The organism is Aliiroseovarius crassostreae (genome assembly GCF_049803815.1).
Lineage (GTDB): Bacteria > Pseudomonadota > Alphaproteobacteria > Rhodobacterales > Rhodobacteraceae > Aliiroseovarius > Aliiroseovarius crassostreae_A.
In genome coordinates this window covers 21,805-41,622 of record NZ_JBNAGI010000007.1, presented here as the reverse complement: position 1 = coordinate 41,622, position 19,818 = coordinate 21,805, and the positions used below count along the sequence as shown (strand labels likewise).

17 protein-coding genes and 1 pseudogene are annotated in these 19,818 nt (G+C 60.3%); 7 read left to right on the top strand and 11 right to left on the bottom strand.

Annotation, left to right across the window (positions count from 1 at the left end; translation table 11 throughout):
• The first annotated feature begins 10 nt into the window (after window positions 1–10).
• The 6 genes and pseudogenes from dctP (ACP15V_RS15450) to ACP15V_RS15425 form a co-directional block, all read left to right on the top strand.
• Entirely contained in the window at window positions 11–1,003 is a 993-nt protein-coding gene (gene dctP / locus ACP15V_RS15450) for a TRAP transporter substrate-binding protein DctP (protein ID WP_424944619.1), read from the top strand.
• 71 nt (window positions 1,004–1,074) lie between these two features.
• The gene (locus ACP15V_RS15445; protein ID WP_424944618.1) at window positions 1,075–2,172 is read left to right on the top strand and encodes an NAD(P)/FAD-dependent oxidoreductase; all 1,098 of its coding nucleotides are present in this window, start codon (window positions 1,075–1,077) and stop codon (window positions 2,170–2,172) included.
• Complete coding sequence (locus ACP15V_RS15440; RefSeq protein ID WP_424944617.1) at window positions 2,150–2,458, top strand: (2Fe-2S)-binding protein; 309 nt, start codon at window positions 2,150–2,152, stop codon at window positions 2,456–2,458. The genes ACP15V_RS15445 and ACP15V_RS15440 overlap by 23 nt, the downstream gene beginning before the upstream one ends.
• Window positions 2,451–3,860, top strand: coding sequence for an NAD(P)/FAD-dependent oxidoreductase (locus tag ACP15V_RS15435; RefSeq protein ID WP_424944616.1), 1,410 nt, complete (start codon window positions 2,451–2,453; stop codon window positions 3,858–3,860). The genes ACP15V_RS15440 and ACP15V_RS15435 overlap by 8 nt, the downstream gene beginning before the upstream one ends.
• A complete protein-coding gene (locus ACP15V_RS15430) occupies window positions 3,857–4,195 on the top strand; it encodes a RidA family protein (protein ID WP_424944615.1) in 339 nt (112 codons plus the stop codon). The genes ACP15V_RS15435 and ACP15V_RS15430 overlap by 4 nt, the downstream gene beginning before the upstream one ends.
• Window positions 4,196–4,223: 28 nt before the next feature.
• Window positions 4,224–4,385 (top strand): annotated as a pseudogene (locus tag ACP15V_RS15425) (serine dehydratase beta chain); the annotation flags it as partial.
• A gap of 251 nt (window positions 4,386–4,636) precedes the next feature.
• Here ACP15V_RS15425 and ACP15V_RS15420 read toward each other — a convergent pair.
• From ACP15V_RS15420 to ACP15V_RS15405, 4 genes are all read right to left on the bottom strand, one after another.
• Entirely contained in the window at window positions 4,637–5,209 is a 573-nt protein-coding gene (locus ACP15V_RS15420; protein WP_424944614.1) for a hypothetical protein, read from the bottom strand.
• Between the two features lie 631 nt (window positions 5,210–5,840).
• Window positions 5,841–7,958, bottom strand: coding sequence for a hypothetical protein (locus ACP15V_RS15415; protein WP_424944613.1), 2,118 nt, complete (start codon window positions 7,956–7,958; stop codon window positions 5,841–5,843).
• A gap of 9 nt (window positions 7,959–7,967) precedes the next feature.
• Window positions 7,968–9,083 carry a phosphatase PAP2 family protein gene (locus ACP15V_RS15410; protein ID WP_424944612.1) on the bottom strand — a complete coding sequence of 372 codons (1,116 nt, stop codon included), beginning with the start codon at window positions 9,081–9,083 and terminating at the stop codon, window positions 7,968–7,970.
• A gap of 48 nt (window positions 9,084–9,131) precedes the next feature.
• Entirely contained in the window at window positions 9,132–10,772 is a 1,641-nt protein-coding gene (locus ACP15V_RS15405; RefSeq protein ID WP_424944611.1) for a hypothetical protein, read from the bottom strand.
• 147 nt (window positions 10,773–10,919) lie between these two features.
• Between ACP15V_RS15405 and ACP15V_RS15400 the strand changes: the two genes are divergently transcribed.
• On the top strand, window positions 10,920–11,102 hold the full coding sequence (locus tag ACP15V_RS15400; protein ID WP_424944610.1) for a hypothetical protein: 183 nt from the start codon (window positions 10,920–10,922) through the stop codon (window positions 11,100–11,102).
• Between the two features lie 192 nt (window positions 11,103–11,294).
• On the opposite strand, the gene ACP15V_RS15395 is transcribed toward ACP15V_RS15400, so the two are convergent.
• From ACP15V_RS15395 to dctP (ACP15V_RS15365), 7 genes are all read right to left on the bottom strand, one after another.
• Entirely contained in the window at window positions 11,295–12,311 is a 1,017-nt protein-coding gene (locus tag ACP15V_RS15395; RefSeq protein ID WP_424944609.1) for a nucleotidyltransferase family protein, read from the bottom strand.
• A gap of 264 nt (window positions 12,312–12,575) precedes the next feature.
• On the bottom strand, window positions 12,576–13,802 hold the full coding sequence (gene repC, locus ACP15V_RS15390; RefSeq protein WP_424944608.1) for a plasmid replication protein RepC: 1,227 nt from the start codon (window positions 13,800–13,802) through the stop codon (window positions 12,576–12,578).
• 174 nt (window positions 13,803–13,976) lie between these two features.
• Window positions 13,977–15,026, bottom strand: coding sequence for a plasmid partitioning protein RepB (gene repB, locus ACP15V_RS15385; RefSeq protein WP_424944607.1), 1,050 nt, complete (start codon window positions 15,024–15,026; stop codon window positions 13,977–13,979).
• Between the two features lie 82 nt (window positions 15,027–15,108).
• Complete coding sequence (repA, locus tag ACP15V_RS15380; RefSeq protein ID WP_424944606.1) at window positions 15,109–16,296, bottom strand: plasmid partitioning protein RepA; 1,188 nt, start codon at window positions 16,294–16,296, stop codon at window positions 15,109–15,111.
• 216 nt (window positions 16,297–16,512) lie between these two features.
• Window positions 16,513–17,913, bottom strand: coding sequence for a TRAP transporter large permease (locus tag ACP15V_RS15375; RefSeq protein WP_424944605.1), 1,401 nt, complete (start codon window positions 17,911–17,913; stop codon window positions 16,513–16,515).
• Window positions 17,914–18,056: 143 nt separating this feature from the next.
• Window positions 18,057–18,689, bottom strand: coding sequence for a TRAP transporter small permease subunit (locus ACP15V_RS15370; RefSeq protein ID WP_424944604.1), 633 nt, complete (start codon window positions 18,687–18,689; stop codon window positions 18,057–18,059).
• Window positions 18,690–18,761: 72 nt separating this feature from the next.
• A complete protein-coding gene (dctP, locus tag ACP15V_RS15365; protein ID WP_424944603.1) occupies window positions 18,762–19,772 on the bottom strand; it encodes a TRAP transporter substrate-binding protein DctP in 1,011 nt (336 codons plus the stop codon).
• Between the last annotated feature and the right edge of the window lie 46 nt (window positions 19,773–19,818).

Genomic DNA, 19,818 nt, shown 5'->3' with positions numbered 1-19,818 from the left:
GAAACTACCCATGAAACACGTCCTGACAGGAACCGCAGCTGCCGCGCTGATGGCAGTAGCTGGCATCGCTACGGCTGCCGATCTAAAGATGAGCCACGTTCGTCCGCAAGGCGCGACAATCGATGTCGAACTGCGCGCTTTTTCAGAGAGTGTAGCCGAAGCCACTGGCGGCGATGTAAATATCAACGTCTTCGCGGCATCCGCGCTCGGAAATTATACAACGGTTCAGGAACGGATTTCTGTCGGTGCTATCGATATGGCGACTCAGCCAGCTGCGACAGCCGCCGACCGACGCATGCAGATCAGCTCCTTCCCTTATCTTGCCAACAGCTGGGCGGAAGCACGCGAAATTTACGGTCCAAACGGCCCGGTAAGTTCTGTCATGGCTGAATTGTACGCCGAACAGGACATCACGATGCTGGCCGCTTATCCGGTTTATTTCGGTGGCATTTCGCTTAACACCGATCCTGTGAGCCCTGGCGACCCATCTCAGTCCAACGGCATCAAAGTCCGCGTTCCGGGCATCAAAAGCTTCCAGCTGACAGGCGAATCGCTTGGCTACATCCCGTCGCCAATCCCGTTCTCCGAAGCATTCACCGCGATCCAGACCGGCGTTGTTGACGGCGTTATCGGTTCGGGCGCTGAAGGGTACTATGCCTCGTTCAGAGATGTGACCAAAGCATTTGTCCCGGCAAACACGCACTTCGAAGTTTGGTACATGATCATCTCCAACGAATCCCTGGCCGAGCTTGATGCAGACGATCAAAGCGCTCTGAAATCTGCCGCGGCGGAATTTGAAGCGCAGCGCTGGACAATTGCTGAAGCAGATCAGGCAAACTGGGAACAGCGGCTTGCTGACGAACTGGGTGCGACGGTTGTCGACCTGAGCGACGCTGAGCTTGCAGCAATGGCGGAAAAAGTCCGCGCTGAGGTTTGGCCGGAAGTTCTGGAAGACGTAGGTGTCGAATGGGGCCAGGCCATCCTGGACCAGATCGGGAAATAATTCTCCCTCCCACCGGAAGCGGAAGGTTCGCCGACCGCTTCCACTTTTCATTGCTTGAGAAGGTTATCCTGATGGACGCGGAATATGCAATTATCGGCGGCGGCGTTGTCGGCCTTTCCATCGCTTGGGGATTGCTGAAACGAGGAAAGACGGTTGTCGTACTCGACGGCGACGATGGCAGCTTCCGGGCCAGCCGGGGAAATTTCGGGCTTGTGTGGGTGCAGTCAAAAGGCCTCGATCAGCCGCGCTATGCACAATGGTGCCAGCAATCAGCAGCAGCCTGGGCAGATTTCGCAGCCGAGCTTGGCGATGCGGTCGGTCGCAACCTGGGGCTGGAACAGGATGGTGGATATGATTTCCACTTCAGTGAAGAAAGCCTATCAGAAACCGTCGCAAAATACGAAGCTCTCAAAAGCAAACTGGGTGGGAACTACCCTTTTGAAGTCTTGGGGAAGAACGCGCTGCGCAAGGAAGAGCCGGAAATTGGTTCCTCGGTGAAAGGCGCGATCCTTCACCATCAGGACGGACATGTGAATCCACTGCGTCTTTTGCAGTCATTGGCTCAGGACGTTCGCCAGTTGGGCGGCAAGGTGTTGACCGGCAAGATCGTGACCGACGTGGATAAGCCGGGGTCGTTCAAGTTGACCTGTCGGGACGGCACGATTATCGAATCGGAAAAAATCGTTCTTTCCGCGGGCCTTGGCGCAGCCGAACTTGGACCCAAATTGGGCTTCATTGCACCGGTGTCGCCCCTACGGGGCCAAAACCTCGTAACTGAAAAATTACCTCGCTTTATCAACCGGCCGTCTCTTATTGCACGACAAGTCAATGAGGGGGGCGTGCAGATTGGTGTCAGCTCCGAGAAGGCCGGATTCGATGACGGCGTGACCGTCGACACGCTGTCGTCCATCGCCTCAAACGCGCTCAAAGTCTATCCCTGCCTGACGAATGCAAAAATTGTTCGCACATGGGCCGCGCTTCGGATCATGTCCCCCGATGGCCTTCCGATTTATCAGGAAAGCAACGAGATGCCCGGAGCGTTTCTGGTGACGTGCCACAGCGGCGTGTCTCTGGCCGCAGCTCACGCACGGTTTCTGCCCGACTGGCTGGAAGGCACAGAAAAAGCCCCGAATCTGGAGGTGTTCCGTGAAACCCGATTCGCAGTTTGAATTTGTCTCGCCACCCAAGAAACTGGTGACTGTAAAGTTTGATGGCGTGGAATACGCACTACCGGACGGGGAAAATCTGGCCGCCACTTTGCTTGCCGCCGGTGTTCGCAGCCTCCGGCAAACCCCGGTTTCGGGCGCTCGGCGTGCGCCTTTTTGCATGATGGGAGCCTGTTACGATTGCCTGGTCGAGATAGACGGCGCAACCCGGCAGGCCTGCATGGTCGAAGTCAGCGCAGGTCTCGTTGTCGAGAAGGCGAAACTGGTCGGAGGGGACGACAATGACTGACACTAACCTTGCGATCATTGGTGCCGGACCCGCCGGAATGGCCGCCGCAGCAACCGCTGCCGAAACCGGGCTGACCGTCACGCTATTGGACGAGCAAAAACGTCTCGGCGGACAGATATACCGCGACATCGAACGTGTGAACGAACTGCGGGCTGCGGTTCTGGGAAAGGATTACATGGCGGGTCTCACTCTGGTGGACGGTCTGGCCGATGCCGATATCTCCTACGTGCCGGATGCGACGGTCTGGCAGGCGGACGAGCAGGGGCAGATCAGCTATTCAGTGGACGGGGCTGCCAAACAAATTACAGCTGACCGCATTTTGATCGCAACAGGCGCTCTTGAGCGACCAGTTCCGATTCCGGGTTGGACTCTGCCCGGTGTCATGATGGCCGGAGCGGGGCAAATTCTGCTCAAGCAATCGGGCATTTTCGCCAAGCGTGCCGTGGTTGTTGGAGCAGGACCGCTGCTCTACCTGATCGCCGCACAGATGGTGCGTGCCGGAACGCCACCTTTGGCGGTTGTCGAGACACAGACAACGCAAAATCTGCTGGAGGCTCAAAAGTACTTGCCCGGCGCATTGAGCGGGTGGCGCTATCTGGCCAAAGGGCTAGGCCTGATTGCAGAACTGCGACGTGCGGGGGTCAAACGGTATAAAGCCGCCACCAATTTGGCGATTAAGGGTAAGGATCAGGCGCAAGCGCTGGTCTTCGATTGCCGAGGCAAATCCGAGCGGATCGACTGCGACACGGTGTTTCTGCATATGGGGGTGGTCCCCAATACGCAACTGAGCCGGGCGATGAACCTTGCCCACGAATGGGATACGACTCAGCTTTGTTTCCGACCCGTGACCGACAAATGGGGCGCGTCGTCCTCGGAACGCGTTTTCATAGCCGGTGACGGCGCGGGAATATCCGGCGCCAAAAGCGCGGAAATCGCGGGTCGCATTGCATCGTTGCGAATTGCAAAGGAGCTTGGGCGGATCGACGCGGCGGACTTTCAGCGCCGGTCCCAACCCTTTCAGCGCGCACTGTCGAAAGAACGGGCAATCCGGCCTTTCCTCGATACTGCCTTTCCTCCGGCCAAAGACATTCTAACTCCGCAAAACGACACGATCGTTTGCCGATGCGAGGAAGTCACCGCCGCTGATATCCGGCGATATGCGGCGATGGGCTGCGACGGACCAAATCAGACCAAAGCCTTTGGCCGCCCGGGAATGGGGCCATGCCAGGGACGCTACTGTGGATTGACGGTCTCGATGCTGTTGGCAGAGGCCAACAAACGCAGTCCGCAGGACACGGGCTATTATCGCATCCGCCCGCCCATCAAACCTCTGACGTTGGGAGAGTTGGCGCAGCTGGATGAGAACACACAGGACGAAAGAAAAGAATTGGAATTGGGATGATTGAACGGATTGATACCGCCACACGCATGAGCAAGGTCGTAAAGCACAACGGTGTGGCCTACTTGTGTGGTCAGGTCGGAAGCGGCGAGACGGTTGCAGAACAAACCACCGATTGTCTGGCCCGTGTCGATGCGCTGTTGGAGAAAGCAGGATCTTCGCGCCAACAGCTGCTTCAGGTCATCATCTGGCTGGCGGATATGAACGATTTTGCCGAGATGAACGAAGTATGGGACGCATGGGTTCCAGAAGGCCATGCCCCCGCGCGTGCCTGTGGCGAGGCCAGAATTGCCCGACCCGAACTCAAGGTCGAGATGATCGTCACCGCAGCCTATTAACGGAACCGAGTCGGGTTGTTTCCATCCAATGTTCTTGTCCGTCCGCGATATTTTTAAGATCGGTATCGGACCGTCGTCGTCACACACGATGGGGCCAATGATTGCGGCTGGCTGCTTTCTTGCCGTACTGAGAGATCATTTCCGGGGTAAACGTCAGCCCAAGGGCATTGGGGTCCGGGTCATGCTGTATGCGCTGAAGCCAATTGCCGAGCGAGATGCCAAAGGCAAGATACCATTAATAGCTGCCATTTGGACCGAACGCAGCATTGGTCAAAGAGGGCTCGATCGGTGAATCCGCCGCGAGATGTACGAATGTGAGCTACCGGAAATCACTGCCGTCCGCGTCAGCCTCAGCGAACGGGTAAGGCGCGCAACAAAGCCCCATTTCGCTGCAGCTGTGCCAATGACTGTATTTTCGCAGAGTGGTAGCTCTTATGGGGATTATTGTGCGCCGTCAGCGCTGAGATATGCAGAACTACCCACACCGATTTGGCCCCATACGGGTCGATGACCGCCGTTCAAATCGTATTGGGCGTCTGCATCCCAAACAGTGACAATCTGTTTCGGAAAAACGTGCTCGTACTGCTCCGCCCATATAGTTTCATCGTTTTCGTTTTGTTGAAACAGCGCGAATATCTCAGATGCGTCATGGTCAAAAAGATCAATACCTTGAAAAACGAGACGAAGCCCTGCGTGTGGAGCAACCCCAATGAAAGAGGACGTGCCCTCAGGCTCAAACTCTATCTGGATCGAGTTGTCCAAAAAGTAGAGATGCCCGTGAGCGGTTGAACTGAGGTCTTGTCTGTTGGCTTTCATCGCGGCAATCGCGTCTGCCTTTGTCATACCCAGCAGTAACGGGCCGACCCCTACCTTAGGTTTCAATGTCAATTCGAGTATTGGAGGCTTGCCAAAAAATTTAGAGAATAGCTGCATAGCCAAGCCTTTCGATGTCGCGACGACTCTGAACATGGTGTTCTCAAAAATCAATGCTTGGCTTTCTCTGTTTGCTGTCATTCGTCCACATTGCAGCATTCGCCAATTTGGGCTCTCCTGACACCTTCGCCGCATGTCGGACGAACGGCAGGTTCTCGACAGATGCGTTGATAATTGGTGAGTTTACGAGTCTCAGAAATTCAAAATCCTAAGTGATTGATTTCATTGCATGTGCAGTCTCACCAATTAGGTGATCCGACAGTGATCCTGCCCCCGATCCGCCACGGGCAGGCAGGTCAGGCAGTCAGGTCGGGCAGGTTGGGCCCGCAAAAATGGTGGCTGCAACGCCAAGGCGCCACAGCCACTAGGTGCTAAAAATGGTTTCGCGCTTAAATCCCAGCGTTCCGGACAAAGACATTATGGCACGAGAGAACGCTCCGAATTCATCTCGTCGACCCACATCCCCTCGGTCGATCCAAAAGCAGTCAGCGCATAAGAGCTCACATAAAAATATGGCTGTAAGCCCGGGCCTTGGCGACGCATCAGGAAGAAATTTACCGTCGCTTTGGCTTAACCTTAAGTTAACATGGCGGGTGGGAAAGCTGCCTGTGAAAAGCCTGTGAAAAACGGGTGAGGGGGCGCGGCGGGCCTGAAAACTCCCCCCGCGCGCCCCTCTTAGTGCATTGAAATCACAAGAAACGTCAGCGCCGGGTCAGCCGGGTTTGGCGACACCCGGCACCGCCAGATCGCCCAGCCGAACCGCCCAAAGGGTCTTTTGCGCCGGGTCCTCGGGCGCGTGATCCTCCAGCGCGCTGATCGGGGTGAACCCCTCCATGGCCGCGCGCCCCGCCGCCAGATTGCCGACGATATGGCGCGCCGCCGACGGGCAGGCCGCGCTGGTGCCGACAAGGCGACCCCGCGCACCGGACAGCACCCCAATCGACGCGATCCCGGGCCGCGATGGGGTCTGATCCGCCACGGCACACAGATCCGCCTGCGCGCCCCAGATCGTCAGCGCCCCATCCGCCGCCTCCAACACCCCCCCTGCCCCGCTGTAGGAACAGGGTTGCACGGTGCTTTTGACATAGCCCGCCACCCGCGTGGTGGACGCAGAGGACGCCACGCCGTTCAGCGACCCATAGCCCCGGACCTGTTCAAGCACCCGGGTGTGCGGGCCATCGACCGAGTCATCGAGGCTCACCAATCGGCTTTGCCGGCCCTGCATGTTCAGATCACTGGGGTCATCATCGCGTTGCAACCAAATCGTCAGCGGCGCGCCCGCCGGCACATCTGCGGCCCCGGTGGCGCGATGCACCGTCACGGTCCAAAGCCCCGCGGGGGCTGCGCGGGATTGCCCCCGTGTGAAGGCCGTGGGGATCAGGGCAATCATCACCCGCCACCGCTCGCCACGGTGCTGATCGGCAGAGATCTGCCCCACATTCACCCCGCCCTTCTCGATCTCGACAAAGCGCCTTGGGTCGCCATTGCCGGGGTCAGGGCCATCCGCCGAAATCTCCAGCCGAACCGGTTGATCCAGCGCGGCATGGGCCGGGGGCGTCAGGGTCACGCTGTACCCGGCCGTGTCAAACCCGTCGGGAAACCACAGTTCCAGATAGCTGGAGGTCAGGTCATCCGGTTTCACATCCCAGCCGATTGCGGCCTGTTCAGGGTCACCAGAGAAATCCCGATCCTCGATCACCGCATGCATCCGCGAGTCGAAATTATTGCCCGCGGGCATACACAGATAGGTCTCGGGCTGCAGGCTGCGGCGGCTGTGCAGCAGTTCTTCGATGGCGATTTCCATCTCGCTTTTGCCGTCATGGCGGCTCGCGCTCCAGCCATAGCTGAAATTCACCACCAAGGGCAGCTCGCCCCCGCCAAAATGCGCGGCGATGCGGGCGGCGCGGTCAAAAATGTAATGCAGCGCGCTCAGCATATACATTTCCTTGCCAAAACCCGACGTGTCCCAGGCGATGGTATTGGGCAGCTGCACCGCGATGATCTGGATGTCATCCCCTTGCGGCGCGGCCTCAAACAGCGGGGCATTGCCCGCCGCCAGCCCCATCACCATCGACCCATGAGTGGCGTGGCGCAACAAGATGTTGCCCAGTTCCGGCTGCGAGGCATCAATGGCCCCGGCGTGGTAGTAAAGCGCGATCTCGTCATGGCCATGGGTTGCGCGCCAGGCGTCGATCTCGGCATTGACGATTTCCCGACCAAACGGCACGCAGGCGCTGTCCTGCCCGGGGCCGGATTGCAGCCAGCAATGGCTGATCCGCGTCTGCCCGCCCGCGTTCAGAAAGGCCCGGTTGGCAAAGGGCAGCGCGTCGTCAATCACCGCGACAATCGCTTTGGGCCGCGCGCCGGGTGCCTGCCAGTTTTGCGGGGCCGCGTCATGGCTGTAGGTCCGGGTCCAGGATTTTGGCGCAATCGGGAAGTTCAGCCGGAACCGGGGTTTCACCACGGATCGGGTTTTATAGGTGCTTTGCCTCAGACTATCCAACATCTTGGCCACCGCCGCATCCTGGGCCACCGGGGCCCCGGCCGAGGGGTCCGCGTCCTGCGGGCCGACGGAGGGGTCATAAAAGGCAAAGGGCGTCACGCTGCGCACCATCGATGTGGGGTTCCAGATCGGCGGCAGCCGCGTCTGCAACCCGTTTTCGGTTGGCGGCACCTGCGCGCCTTCCAAAAGCGCCGTGTAATAGGGGGACGCTCCGGTGGCGATGGCCGGAAAGGTAAACGGCTTGCCCAGGGCGTCGGAAAAGGACCAGCGTTCATAGGGCCCGGTATAGGTTTCGATTTGCTCTTCGGGGGCACGGTCAGGAAACATATCGTGACCTCACACGTTTTGCGTGTCAGAGAGCGCTTTTTGCCAGATCCAGGTCCAATGTTTCCCCGGATCAATGTTGAACGTTCTGGCGGTCGTCAGCCCATGGGCCACCGGGTCACTGTCCAGCAAATGCGTGCTGAAATCGCTGTTGATGGCGGTATAGCGATGGTCGGGGATCATGTGGTCCCCTACCCCACAGAGGTTCAAAACCGCCCCGCCGATCGAGATGCCAAGCGCCGCCCCTGCCCAGCTGTCAATCGGGTAATGCACCCCGGCCACGGTGCGGTTGACGGAAATGCGTTCGGCCAGCCCCCGCAACATATTCAGCCGCGCGGACAGGTCGGCAAAGCTCTCCCATTTCGAGCACAGGGTTTCGAGCACGGTCAGAACCGCAAAGGCTTCGGTCGCATGGGCCGACGGGAAACTGCCATGGCCGGGTGTCGGGATCATCGGCAGGATCCGCCCGTCATATTGATCCGGCCTGCGCACCGCCAGCGCGTGTTTGGCAATCATCGCGATATGCGCGGCCATCACCTGTGTGGCGGTGATCAGTTCAAAGGTGTGTCTGTGCTGCCCCATATGCAGCCCCAGCACCATGGCGAAATATTCGTTGGGAAACCCGAGTTGCGAGGTGATCTCGGCCCCGCGATCGGCGCGCAGGTCAGCGTAGCTTTGCACAAAACTGCATTGCTGCGCCAACAGCGCCGCGCTGGGGCGGGTCAGTTTGGTCATGGGTTCGCCCGACACGGTGATCGTGACCGAAGGCACCTCTCCACTGACGCGCCCGTCCTCCACCTGATACCCCACGCGGGTCATAAACTCGCTGATATAAAGCGATCCGCGCACCCAGCGGGCCCAGCGGTCATTGTTGTCGGCGGAATTCAGGGTGAGGTGTGACCCGGCCGGGGTCGCGTCGGTCCCGGCCAGATGCAGCAGGTTTTCCGAGGTCGTCATCAGACCCGCGGTTGTCACCCCGGAATAGCCGCCCACATCATCGGCGCCCAGAAAGGCGCCCAGACCGGTGACATTGGTGCCGCCGCCGACCCCACCGACGCCGCCAACACCGCCAACGCCCCCGACACCTCCAACACCGCCTACACCACCAACGCCCCCATGCTGAGCCATATCTCTTCTCCTTGTTGTCGAATTTTTGGTTGTTGAATTGTTCTGAACTTAATGAATGCCCGCCCCCGCCAGCGCTTCGATCACCCGTTGACCGATCAAATTCTTCGCCCCCGGATGTTCGCGCTTGTAATCATCCAGACGGAAATCCGGGTACCGTCGGCACAAAACCTGCGCCACATCCCGGGCGTCCTGAACGCGCCCCAGAAAATACAGCGCCGTGATCTTGGCCCGCAATGTGGACAGGTGCCGGTCATTCACCGCCAGCGATTTATCGGCAAATTCCAAGGCCTTGTCATACCGCTCCGCCGCCAGATAGGCCGAGCTGGTCAGGCTGTCGAAATAATAGCCAAACGGATCAATCGGCGAAAGTTCCCGCGCCATCCGAGTCGCGTCAATTGCAGCAGCGCCATCGTCGCTGAACGCCTTGCCCGCCCCCGACAGCAACCAGGCCAGGCTGGCATTGGGATTGAGGTCAATCGCCGCGTCATAGCGCTGCCCGGCCAGTTCGACATTCTTCAGAAGGTTGCTGTTGGCAAACCCGTCAATGGTCAGCGAAAAGCTGCTTTCGGCGTCGATATCAAGGGCGCGCGCGGTGCAGCCCAACGCCTTTTGCGTGTCATTGGCGCGGTCCACGGAAAACCCTTTGAACACGTTGAGAACATACCATTTTCCCAACCACGCATGGGGATCGGCCCAATTGGGCATCCGCGCGCTGGCCTCTGTCAGATATTCATGCGCCTTGATGAAATCGCGGATCGTGCGCCGATGCATCAGCGACGCCCCCGCGATCAACAGCTTGTGGTCTTCGATCTCCGGCAACGCCAGGGTGCGCGTGGTGCTGACCGCGCCTTCCGCAATCGCCCGCGCCACGGCCCGCACCACATCCCGAAGCGGCCCCATCAACCCGTCCAGCGCCCCCGCGCTGTCCACCATCACCGTGCGGTTCCAGATGATCTGCCCGGTCTCGGCGGCGATGAAATCAAAATCACAGGTCAGTTTCGCCCCGGTGTCGCGAATGGCCCCGGTCAGGATGTAATCCACATCAAGCGTTTTCTTCACCTCGGGCAGGACCACCCGCTGTTGCGCCATGGCCCGGCTGGACAGATGCGAAATCACACTCAGCAGGTTAGAGCGCGACAGAAAGCGGCAGCATTGTTCGGCAACCCAGTCGCCGATCAGGGCGAATTTCGGATCATCGCCAAGCGCCATCAGGGGCAGCACCGTGACCTTCGGCTGACGCCTGCGCATCTGCGCCCCGGGCGCCCCCCGATGCAGCGCGATGACCGGATCGGGGTTGGCCCGGACCGACCCGACCCAATCCTGAAACCCCGGTTCGCGCAGATTGAGATCCTCCAAAAACGCGCCGCTGCCGGGATCGCCGATGAAACGCACCTGTTTCAGGTCCAGTTCAATATCCGCGGCTTCCAGGCGAAACAGCGCGTCAAACCCCGCGCCCAACAGCTTTCTCAGATCCGACAGGGCGCGGCGCAGGTTCTGGTTGCCGCTGTCATAATCGGTCTCGCCCCACAAGGTGGTCTGCAAATAGCTGCGGGTGCGACGGCCAAGCGGAGCGGTGGCCAGAATGGCCAGCAACGCGCGGTGTTTGCCGCCGCGAATTTCGAAGGTCTCCTCTCCGATCACGCGAACGGCGCAGGTCCCAAAAAGCGATATCTCCAGCCGCGTACCCACGCAATCTCCATCTCTCCCATATGGTTATTAAGCATGAAGGCCGCGCCTCCTCCAAGCGTTTCACAGTGTTTTCACACCTATCGTCGCGCGGCAGGCGATAAACTTAAGGGGGAAATGAACGTTGCCGGCCGGAGGATCAGGACATTGATGAGCGCACAGAAAACACCGTTTGAAGACCTGGTAGAGTTTTACGAGCAATGGCCGGAGCTGCGACAGCACGTGAAGGATCTTTTGCAAGATGACCGTCTGGATGATCGCCAACAGGCGGTGATCCGGTCGATGATGCATGTTGTCGATTGTGTGGGCCCCGCCGACCTGAAACACGGATGAGCGCAGGGCCCGGCCCCCGTAAATCCGATGTGGATGATCCGTCCTGATCACCCCCTGCCATGCCCCCCCTGCCCTTTTTGGGTCGCGTTCGGGGCGCGCCGTGTCTGGGTGTGCCCGGGTATGTCTGTGCATATCTGTGCGTGTCTGCCGGATCTTCGCCCGAAACCGCGCCCCGATCTTCGTCAGCTCAGCTCAGCGCAGCGCGGTCAGCAGCGCCAGACTTTCCGGCATCCGCGCCAGGGACGCCTCCAGATGCGCCTGCCATCGCGGGCCGCGCGACAGCGCATCCTGATAGGCCTCGCGCAGCTCGTCCGGGCGATCTTCGGCCAGAACACGGATCAGGAACGCCGCCTGACGGCGATCTTTCTCGGCCTTCAACCGGGCCTGTCCGCGCCGACGATTGGCCACGATCAGTTTATGAATGGCAAACCGTTCGGGTTGCGGGATCTGGACCAGAACACCGCTGCGATAGCTGACGGCGGCGGGAATGGGCGCTGCGATCAGGTAATTCAGGTGGTGTAACGCCTGCGCATCGACGCCAAGCGCCGGCAGCGGCTGCACGCTTTCTTCTTCGGCAAACGAGGGGGTCAGAAACTCGATCAACGTATCGCCGCGCGTCTGCTTCCACCGCCAGGTCTTGCCTTTGTCCAGGCTGGGCTGCGGGGCAAATTCGAAATCCTTGAACACGGTTTGCAACGGCGGGGCGGCCGCATCTTCCAGGGCCAGGGACAGGCGGGTGAAACTGGCAATGTCGATGTCATCGGTGTGGGCGACCATGTCGCGGTCATAGCGGATCCCCAATTCGCCTTCGTACAGGCGGAAGGCATGGGTGCCAACAATTGTGCCGCCAAGGCGAAACACCCCTGCCCCGGCCATGGCCGCCATCAGGCTGCCGGTGGCCGCGTCCACACCCAGGAACCCTTCGGCCCGCAAAATCCGGACCAGCCGGGTCCGGGATTTACGCCGATCCTCCTGCGCGGCTTTCAATTCTGCATGGCGGTCCAGACGGTCGCGCAGCGCGGCGCTATCCTCTCCGATATAGCGTTTGCGCACAGAGGCCCCGACCCGATAGCTGTCATACCAATAGGTTTTGCCGCCGCGCTCGACCCGTGTTGGCGTGCCGCGCAGGTCGGACACGGCATCATCCAGAAGCGCCCGGAGAAGATCGTGATAGGCCGCATGGGCGGAGGAGGAATGGCGATTGATCATGGGTGTGTTCTGCAAAAACCTGTTTTGTTGAACATAGGCCGGACAGGGGGCGTGTTCAACAAAAAATAAACCTGTTGAGCACGGTCAAGACGCAGTTGGGGTAAGGTTGGGAAACCATTATGTATTTCAATATGATACCCATAGAATAGCGCCCCTTTCGATCCGTGTTTCATGCCGCCCTGCCCCGCGCATCCCGGCAAAGTTCACAATTGTGAACGTCGATGACAGATCGATCTTTCCGGGCGGGTTCACAGCTGTGAACCCCTACGCCGCATCGCGCCGCATCAACGCCATGACCATCGGCCCACAAGAAAACGCCCCCATCGCCGCCTTGCTGCTCAGGTGCCGCAAATAGCCGCCCGGTGAATGAATATCCCCAAACCGTTCCAGCATGGCCGCAACAACCACGGCCGCTTCCTCTGGCCCCATTTCCTGACGCGCCTCATCCCAGGCGGAGGGTGAAATCCCCATCATCGGCCGCACCAGATCCGCCGCGCGCACAAGCTCATGCCAATGTCGGATCGGCGTATCGGAATAGGTCTGAATTTCCAGACAGGTCGCCAGGACCAACCCAAGTGGCAGATTGGGCAGCTTGCGATCCTCCGGTGCAGAAGAGGGTTCACACGGCCCCTCCCCCTCCTCCGGCGGATCATAATCAGAGGGGCGCACCGCCTCGCCTTTCGACTTTTCAAAGCGAAGTTCAGAATCATAAGAGTCTTTATTTGAATTCTGATAGTGATGCTCAGTTATAGCATCATTGGTGCTCATATTTTCTGTTTCAACGGGTTCCAGGATGTTGCGCGCCGCGTCCAAAGCCCGTTTCAATTCGGCCTCCAGCGCCGTCAAATCCGCCTCTGACAGCTTGCGGCGAAGGTCACGCGCCGTCAGACGGGCCATGTCGGAACACTGGTCCCAAAGCGGCAGATCAGGACGCTGCGACGCGCCGTATTCCGCCAACCCGGCCAGATCGCGCCGCATCAGGCTCACCGCCTCCCGCAGGCGCTTCAGGCCTTCCTGAGAGGCCCGCACAGCCTCCGCCGCGGCGCTGATCTCGGCAAACCGGGTCGCCAGCGGGGTCAGGTCAAAGCCAAAGCTGATCTTCTCACCGCCATAGCGCCGCGCATAGCGCTTGCCGTTGGGGCTGTCGCGCCGCACCACAATGCCCGCCGCCACCAGATGGGCCAGATGCCGCCGCATGGTCGAGCAGGGCATCCCGTTCAACCGCTCGCAGATCGCCTTGTTGGACGGGTGAACCACCAGATCCTTGTCATTTCCGCCCAGGATCGTCGCCTGGTGAAAGCTGACCAAAGCCTGCAACACCGACATATCGCGATCGGACAGGCCAAACACCGTCCGCGCCGCCGCCAATTCGCGCAGCGCCTCCCATTTGTTCACCCCGTTTGGGGGCAATTCGCCTGTGGCATGCGCCTGATGTTCCAGATGCGCAGCCTCTACCATTCGCCGAAACGGCGTGACTGGAGTGTATTGCATGAAATCATATCACGAAGACAAAGAAATCCCGGCCTGCGAATCACTTTGGACTTGCAGATTTATGTCACGGTGCCTAACGTGAAAGTGCTAAAAACAGTCAGGGTCTCGTGAAGTGTCGTCTTTGCGGGACCTTTTCTTTGGCCTTGTCGTGCCTCCTTTTCTCGTTGCTCGTCCTCAATCTTCCGCGCGCGTGGACCAGCGCGTGTGAAGCTCGTCAATCAAATCCTGCGCCTGCGCCTCAACCCAGCGCGCAAATTCACCGTCCTCCAGCGACAGGGTGACCCCCTTGGCGGTGCGTTTCACCGCGCCCCCAGGCTGGCCGCCAATCGTCAAGGGAACCGACCGGGCAGGGGGACGGGCAGGGGCACGCGCCGCCTTTGCCACGGGTTTGGCCGGGCTCACCGCCTGTTCCACGGCCTCCAGCGCCGCCAAAGAAGGGTCCTGCTCCGCCCCGTCCCCGTCCAGCACCGCAACCGCCGCCGCGTCGCGCGCCGCATGGGCCACATCCAACAGCGCCTCCCCGTCCATGCCGGCCTCAGCCAGCGCGCGCGCCAGCGCATCCCAGCGCGGCCGCCCAACCCCATGGGCCGGGCCAATCGCGCGCACCAGATCTTCGCCCAAAGCCTCAACAATCGAGATCGACATCGACACGGACGACTTGGTCACGGTCAGGATCTCTGCCACCTGCGACTGGTTGCCCAGCCCGTTTGCCACCAGAGATTTCGCCAGCAGCGCCTTTTCAATGAAACTCAGATCCCGCCGCGCCATGTTTTCGGAAATCTGCGCGCGGATCGCACTGTCATCATCCATAGTGGCGACCAGCGCACGCACCTTCGCCACCTTGTCCGAGGCCCGGATCGCTTCAAGCCGCCTGCGCCCGTAAATCAACAAATACCGGTCGCTCTCCGCCGGGTTGCGGCGCACCAGAATGGGCACGGTCTGCCCGTTGGCCTCGATCGCATCGCGCAGATCCATCACATCGTCGGGGTTCAGCCGGTCCGCCGGGCGCATGTCATCGATTTGCGCGGGGTCCAGTTCCCACACATGATGCCCATCCACCGCATCGCGGGCCGAGCGCAGCGCGCGGTTGGACGACATCATCGTGCCCGCGCCAGATGGGGCCGGCGCGGTGGCTTTGGAGGGGGCCGGGGCAGGGGGGCTGGCCATCCCCGCCGCGGCCAGATTGTCCAGAAGCGACATGCGTTTTTTCTTACTGCTCGTCATTTGCGCCTCTCCTTTCAGGTGCCCCGCAGGGCGGTGTATCAGGCTCTAATCCGGCCCATAGTCTCTGTTTTTTGCGCGGCACTCACACACGGCCCCAGGTGTTCTGGATCAGCGCGGCAATCTCGTCATTCACCGCATTCAGGCTTTCCACGGCCCGGTCATAGGTGGAGCGGGTAAAGGCGCTGCGTTCGACCTCATACAGGGTTTGCTTCGTCAGCCCCGCGTCGGAAATGGCGGTGGATTTCAGCATCGGCGCATTCAGCACCTTATCGCCATACATGGTGCGCAAAAAGGCTACGATCCGGTTTTGCGGCGCATCGGAGGGTTCATAGCGCGTTAACAGGTAGCGCATCCAATCATGGGACATATCCGCCCCGCTTTCGGCAATCACATCCATCAGATCGGCGGTCATGCGCAGGAATTGCGACATGGACATCACGTCGAGCATTTCCGGGTGGATCGTCACCAGCACGCCAGTGGCCGCCGACAGCGCCGACATGGTGAGGAACCCCAGCTGCGGCGGACAGTCGATCACCACCACGTCATAATCGGAATCGACCTGTGTTAGAGCCTCTTTCACCCGGAAAAAGAACAGGCCCGCCTGACCCTGTGCCAGGGCGCGGGGGGTTTCATGTTCAAATTCCATCAGCTCCAGATTGCCGGGAATCAGGTCGAGATTCGGGATATAGGTTTTGCGGATCACCTCGGCGATGGGCACCGGATCGTCATAGCGGATCGCATCATAAAGCGTGCCGCCATCGACCAGGTCAAATTCCGGCTGCACCCCGTGCAGCGCGGTCAGCGAGGCCTGCGGGTCGAGGTCGATCGCCAGCACGCGGTAGCCTTTGAGGGCCAGCCGTTGGGCGAGGTGGGCGGCGCTGGTGGTCTTGCCCGAGCCGCCTTTGAAATTCATCACACCGATGACCTGAAGGTGATCGCCTTCGCGCCGACCCGGCAGGTAATCCCCTGTTTTTCTTGCGGTTTTTTCCAACAGGACGCGCAGGTCCTGAATATCGGCCGCGGAATAGATGCGCCGGTTGCCCGGCGTCAGTTCGGGCGAGGGGCCCCGGCCTTCGAGATGCAGTTTGCGCAGGTAACTGTCATTCACGCCCAAAAGGGCGGCGGCTTCGCCCGAGGTGAATTTGCGCATCTGCTTGGCGGCATCCGGGGGAAACAGGCTCTCGCGCTGCGAATGCAATTGGCTGGCAAGCCATTCGGAATGTTGACGAATGACCGCGTTCAGGTCTTCATCATGGGGAAAATCGTCCATCTGCTCCACCGCATTTGCGCCTTGTCGTTGCGCCGTGTTCACGGAAATTGGCGTTTTTTGCGCCTTTTTCGTGACTATTGCCGAAGGACGGGGATTCGTGCAAGGTTTTTCTATATCTAGTGGCCCGGCGGGGGCGGCACACCAAGGCGGTCGGGGTCAGACCGGACCGGGTCCCGTGCCAAATCAGTGCCAAACCCGTGCCAAACCCGCGCCGGTTCAGACCTGCCCGGGCAGCCAGAGCACGATCACGGGGAAGGCGACCAGCAGGCCAATGGTGATGGCATCGGCGATGAAAAACGGGGTCACGCCCTTGAACACGTCCTGCACGCTCAGATCATCGCGCACCCCGGCCACGACAAAGCAGTTCAGGCCGATGGGCGGGGTGATCAGGCAGAACTCGGCCATTTTCACCACGAGGATCCCGAACCAGATCGCGCACATGGGCCCGGACATTCCAAAGGTGCTGTCGGCGGCAGAGACGAACTCGCCCCCGTTCAGGGCCATGACGGCGGGATAGACCACGGGCAGGGTCAGCAAAAGCATGCCGATGGCGTCCATGAACATGCCCAGGACCGCGTAGGCCAGCAGGATGCAGATCAGGATCAGCATGGGCGACAGGGTGAGCGAGGTGATCCAGGCCGAAAACGCGGCCGGAAGCTCGGCAAAACCAAGGAAGCGCACATAGATCAGCACCCCCCAGATGATGGTGAAGATCATCACGCTGAGCTTGGCGGTTTCCAACAGCGCGTCTTTCAGTTGCGCCCAACGCATGCCCCGGTACAGCGCCATCAGGAAGACCACAAAGGCCCCAATTGCGCCGCCTTCGGTGGGGGTGCCCCAGGCCTCGCCGCCGAAGGGGTTGTAGACGAAGAGGATGATGGTCAGGACCACAACGAGGATCGGCAGGGCAGGGGGGAGCGCGACGAAACGCTCTTTCCAGGTGAAGCCTTTGACGGGGGGGCCGAAATCCTTGATCACCACCGCCATGCCGATGATCAGCGCCCCGTAGATCAGCGCCGAGAACGCGCCGGGGATGAACCCGGCAAGCAACAGTTTGCCCACGTCCTGTTCCACGATGATCGCGTAGATCACCAGAATGGCCGAGGGCGGGATCAGCGAGGCCAGCGTGCCGCCCGCGGCCACCACGCCCGCCGCGAATTGCTTGTTATAGCCGATCTTCAGCATCTCGGGGATGGCGATACGGGCAAAGACCGCCGAGGTTGCCACCGACGCGCCCGACACGGCGGCAAAGCCCGCGGTTGCGAACACCGTGGACACCGCCAACCCGCCCGGCACCCACGCGAGCCAGCGTTTGGCGGCCTCGAACAGGGCCTTGGTCAGGCCAGCGTAATAGGCCAGGTATCCGATCAGGATAAAGGTCGGGATCAGGCTGAGCGCCTGGCTTGAGATCTTGGAATGCGGCACTTGGCCGGCGGTTTTCACCGCGATGGTCATCGCCTTGCCAAATCGGGCCGGGTCATAGCCGAACTTGGCCCAGAAAATCCAGATCAACCCGATCATCCCGGCGGTCGCCGCGGCAAAGGCCACGCGCATCCCCAGAAGAACAAGAACAAGAAGGCCGCCCGAGACGACAAGGCCAATTTCAATCGGTTCCATACCTGTATCCTTTAAGCGGTTCGGGACAAACCTAAGACATGTGTTTGTTTTGAAACGCCCACATCATTGATCTTTCCGCGCGCGCGCCATCTGCCCCCTGTGCCAGGCGCAGATCCAAACGCAGGACGCGTGGTTACGCGTGATTAAGTGTCACTGCCCGAGACATGCTCGGCCTCCATCGCGGCCATTTGCGCGGCATCGGCAATCAGCGGCACGGCGATGGGCGCGGGCGCCCCGGTGATCAGGGCACGCCCATAGGCCCAGACCTGCAGCAAAAGCCGCAAACACAGGACCGAAAACGCCACCGGCGCCAGAAGTTTCGCGGGCCACAGCGGCAGCGAAATATCGACCGAGCTGTCGCGGCTCCACAGCGGCGCGGCAAAATCAAAACTGCGCTCGAAATGCGCCCAGCTTCCCCAGACCAACAGCAGCATCAGGGCAAGGATGAACAGCGTTGTGATCAGTTCCACCAGATAGAGGCTGCGGCCCCGCAGCGCGCCCACCAGCATGTCCATGCGGATATGCCCGCCATCGCGTTGCGTAAACGAAATGCCCATGAAGGCAATCAGCGGCATCGCCTGTTCGATCCAGTCGATATAGCCGGGCAGGGGCTGGTTGATGAAATTGCGCCCGCTGACCGAGACCACCGCCAGGATCATCAGGGAAAACACCGCAAGCCCGCTGATCAGCGCCAACATACCTTCGATGCGATAGAGTTTCCGGTCGATACGGCTGAGCAGGCTGTTGTCGCTCAGAACAAGGGAAGATCCGGCCATGGCACCACTCCGTTTGCGATGGGACGTTTGCAATGAAAACCCCCGCGCCGGTTGGGCGCGGGGGCGATGGGGTTAGCTGCCCTCGGCAATCATGCCGGTGACAAGATCGTACAGCTCTTGTGCGGGCAGGCCACGGGCCGTGTTGTCGGCAATCCACGCCTCGGCGGCCGGGGCGGCGGCGGCCTCGCGGAAGGCGGCGATTTCCTCATCCGAGAAGGTGACCTGCTGGATGCCTTTTTCTTCCAGGGCAGGGCCCCAGGCGACCATGGTCTTGTTGTTGTAATTGTCGACATAATGGGCCAGCGCCTCATCCACCGAGCCCAACAGCGCCGTGCGATGGTCGTCCGACAGATTGGCCAGCGCGTCGGAATTCACCACAACCGGGCAATTCACCGTGCCCGGGTTCAGGTTGGTGGTCCACCAGGTCGCGTTTTCGATTGTGCCAAAGGACATATGGGCGTGCGGGGCAAAGCTGACGGCCTTGACCACACCGCTGTCCATGGCCTGACGCACTTCGGAGGCCGACATCGAGGTCGGCACCGCGCCGATGGTTTCCATCGCCTTGCCGATCCCGCCGGTGGCGCGCACGGTCAGACCTTTAAAGTCTGCCAAGTTTGCGGGCGCATCACCTGCGCCAACGATGTTGTATTGCGGCAGGGGCGAGGGCATCAGCAGCGTCGCATTCCAGCGCGCCATATCGGCTTGCGTGGCCGGGTGATTGTAGACCGCCATCGACAGGGCAATCTCTTGTTCCAGCGACGTCACCCCCAGAAAGGGCAGTTCCAGCACGGTGATCGACGGGTTCTTGTCGCGGTGATACCCCGCACAGAATTGGGCCATTTCAAAGGCTTCGATCGAGATCCCGTCCAGGTTTTCCTTGTTCTTGGACAGGCCACCATAGCTGATGTTCAGGGTAAATTCGCCATTGGTTTTTTCGCTCACCAGTTCGGCCAGTTTTTCAACATGTTCGGTAAAGGCGCGGCGTTTGCCCCACAGGGACACGTTCCATTCGGTGGCGAAAGCTTCGGTTGCAAAGCTCAGGGAAAGCGCTGCGATGACAGCGCCTTTGACATTCGGTCGCATGGTATTCCTCCCAGAAAACGCGATTTATGCGGTCAGTATCCGCCGC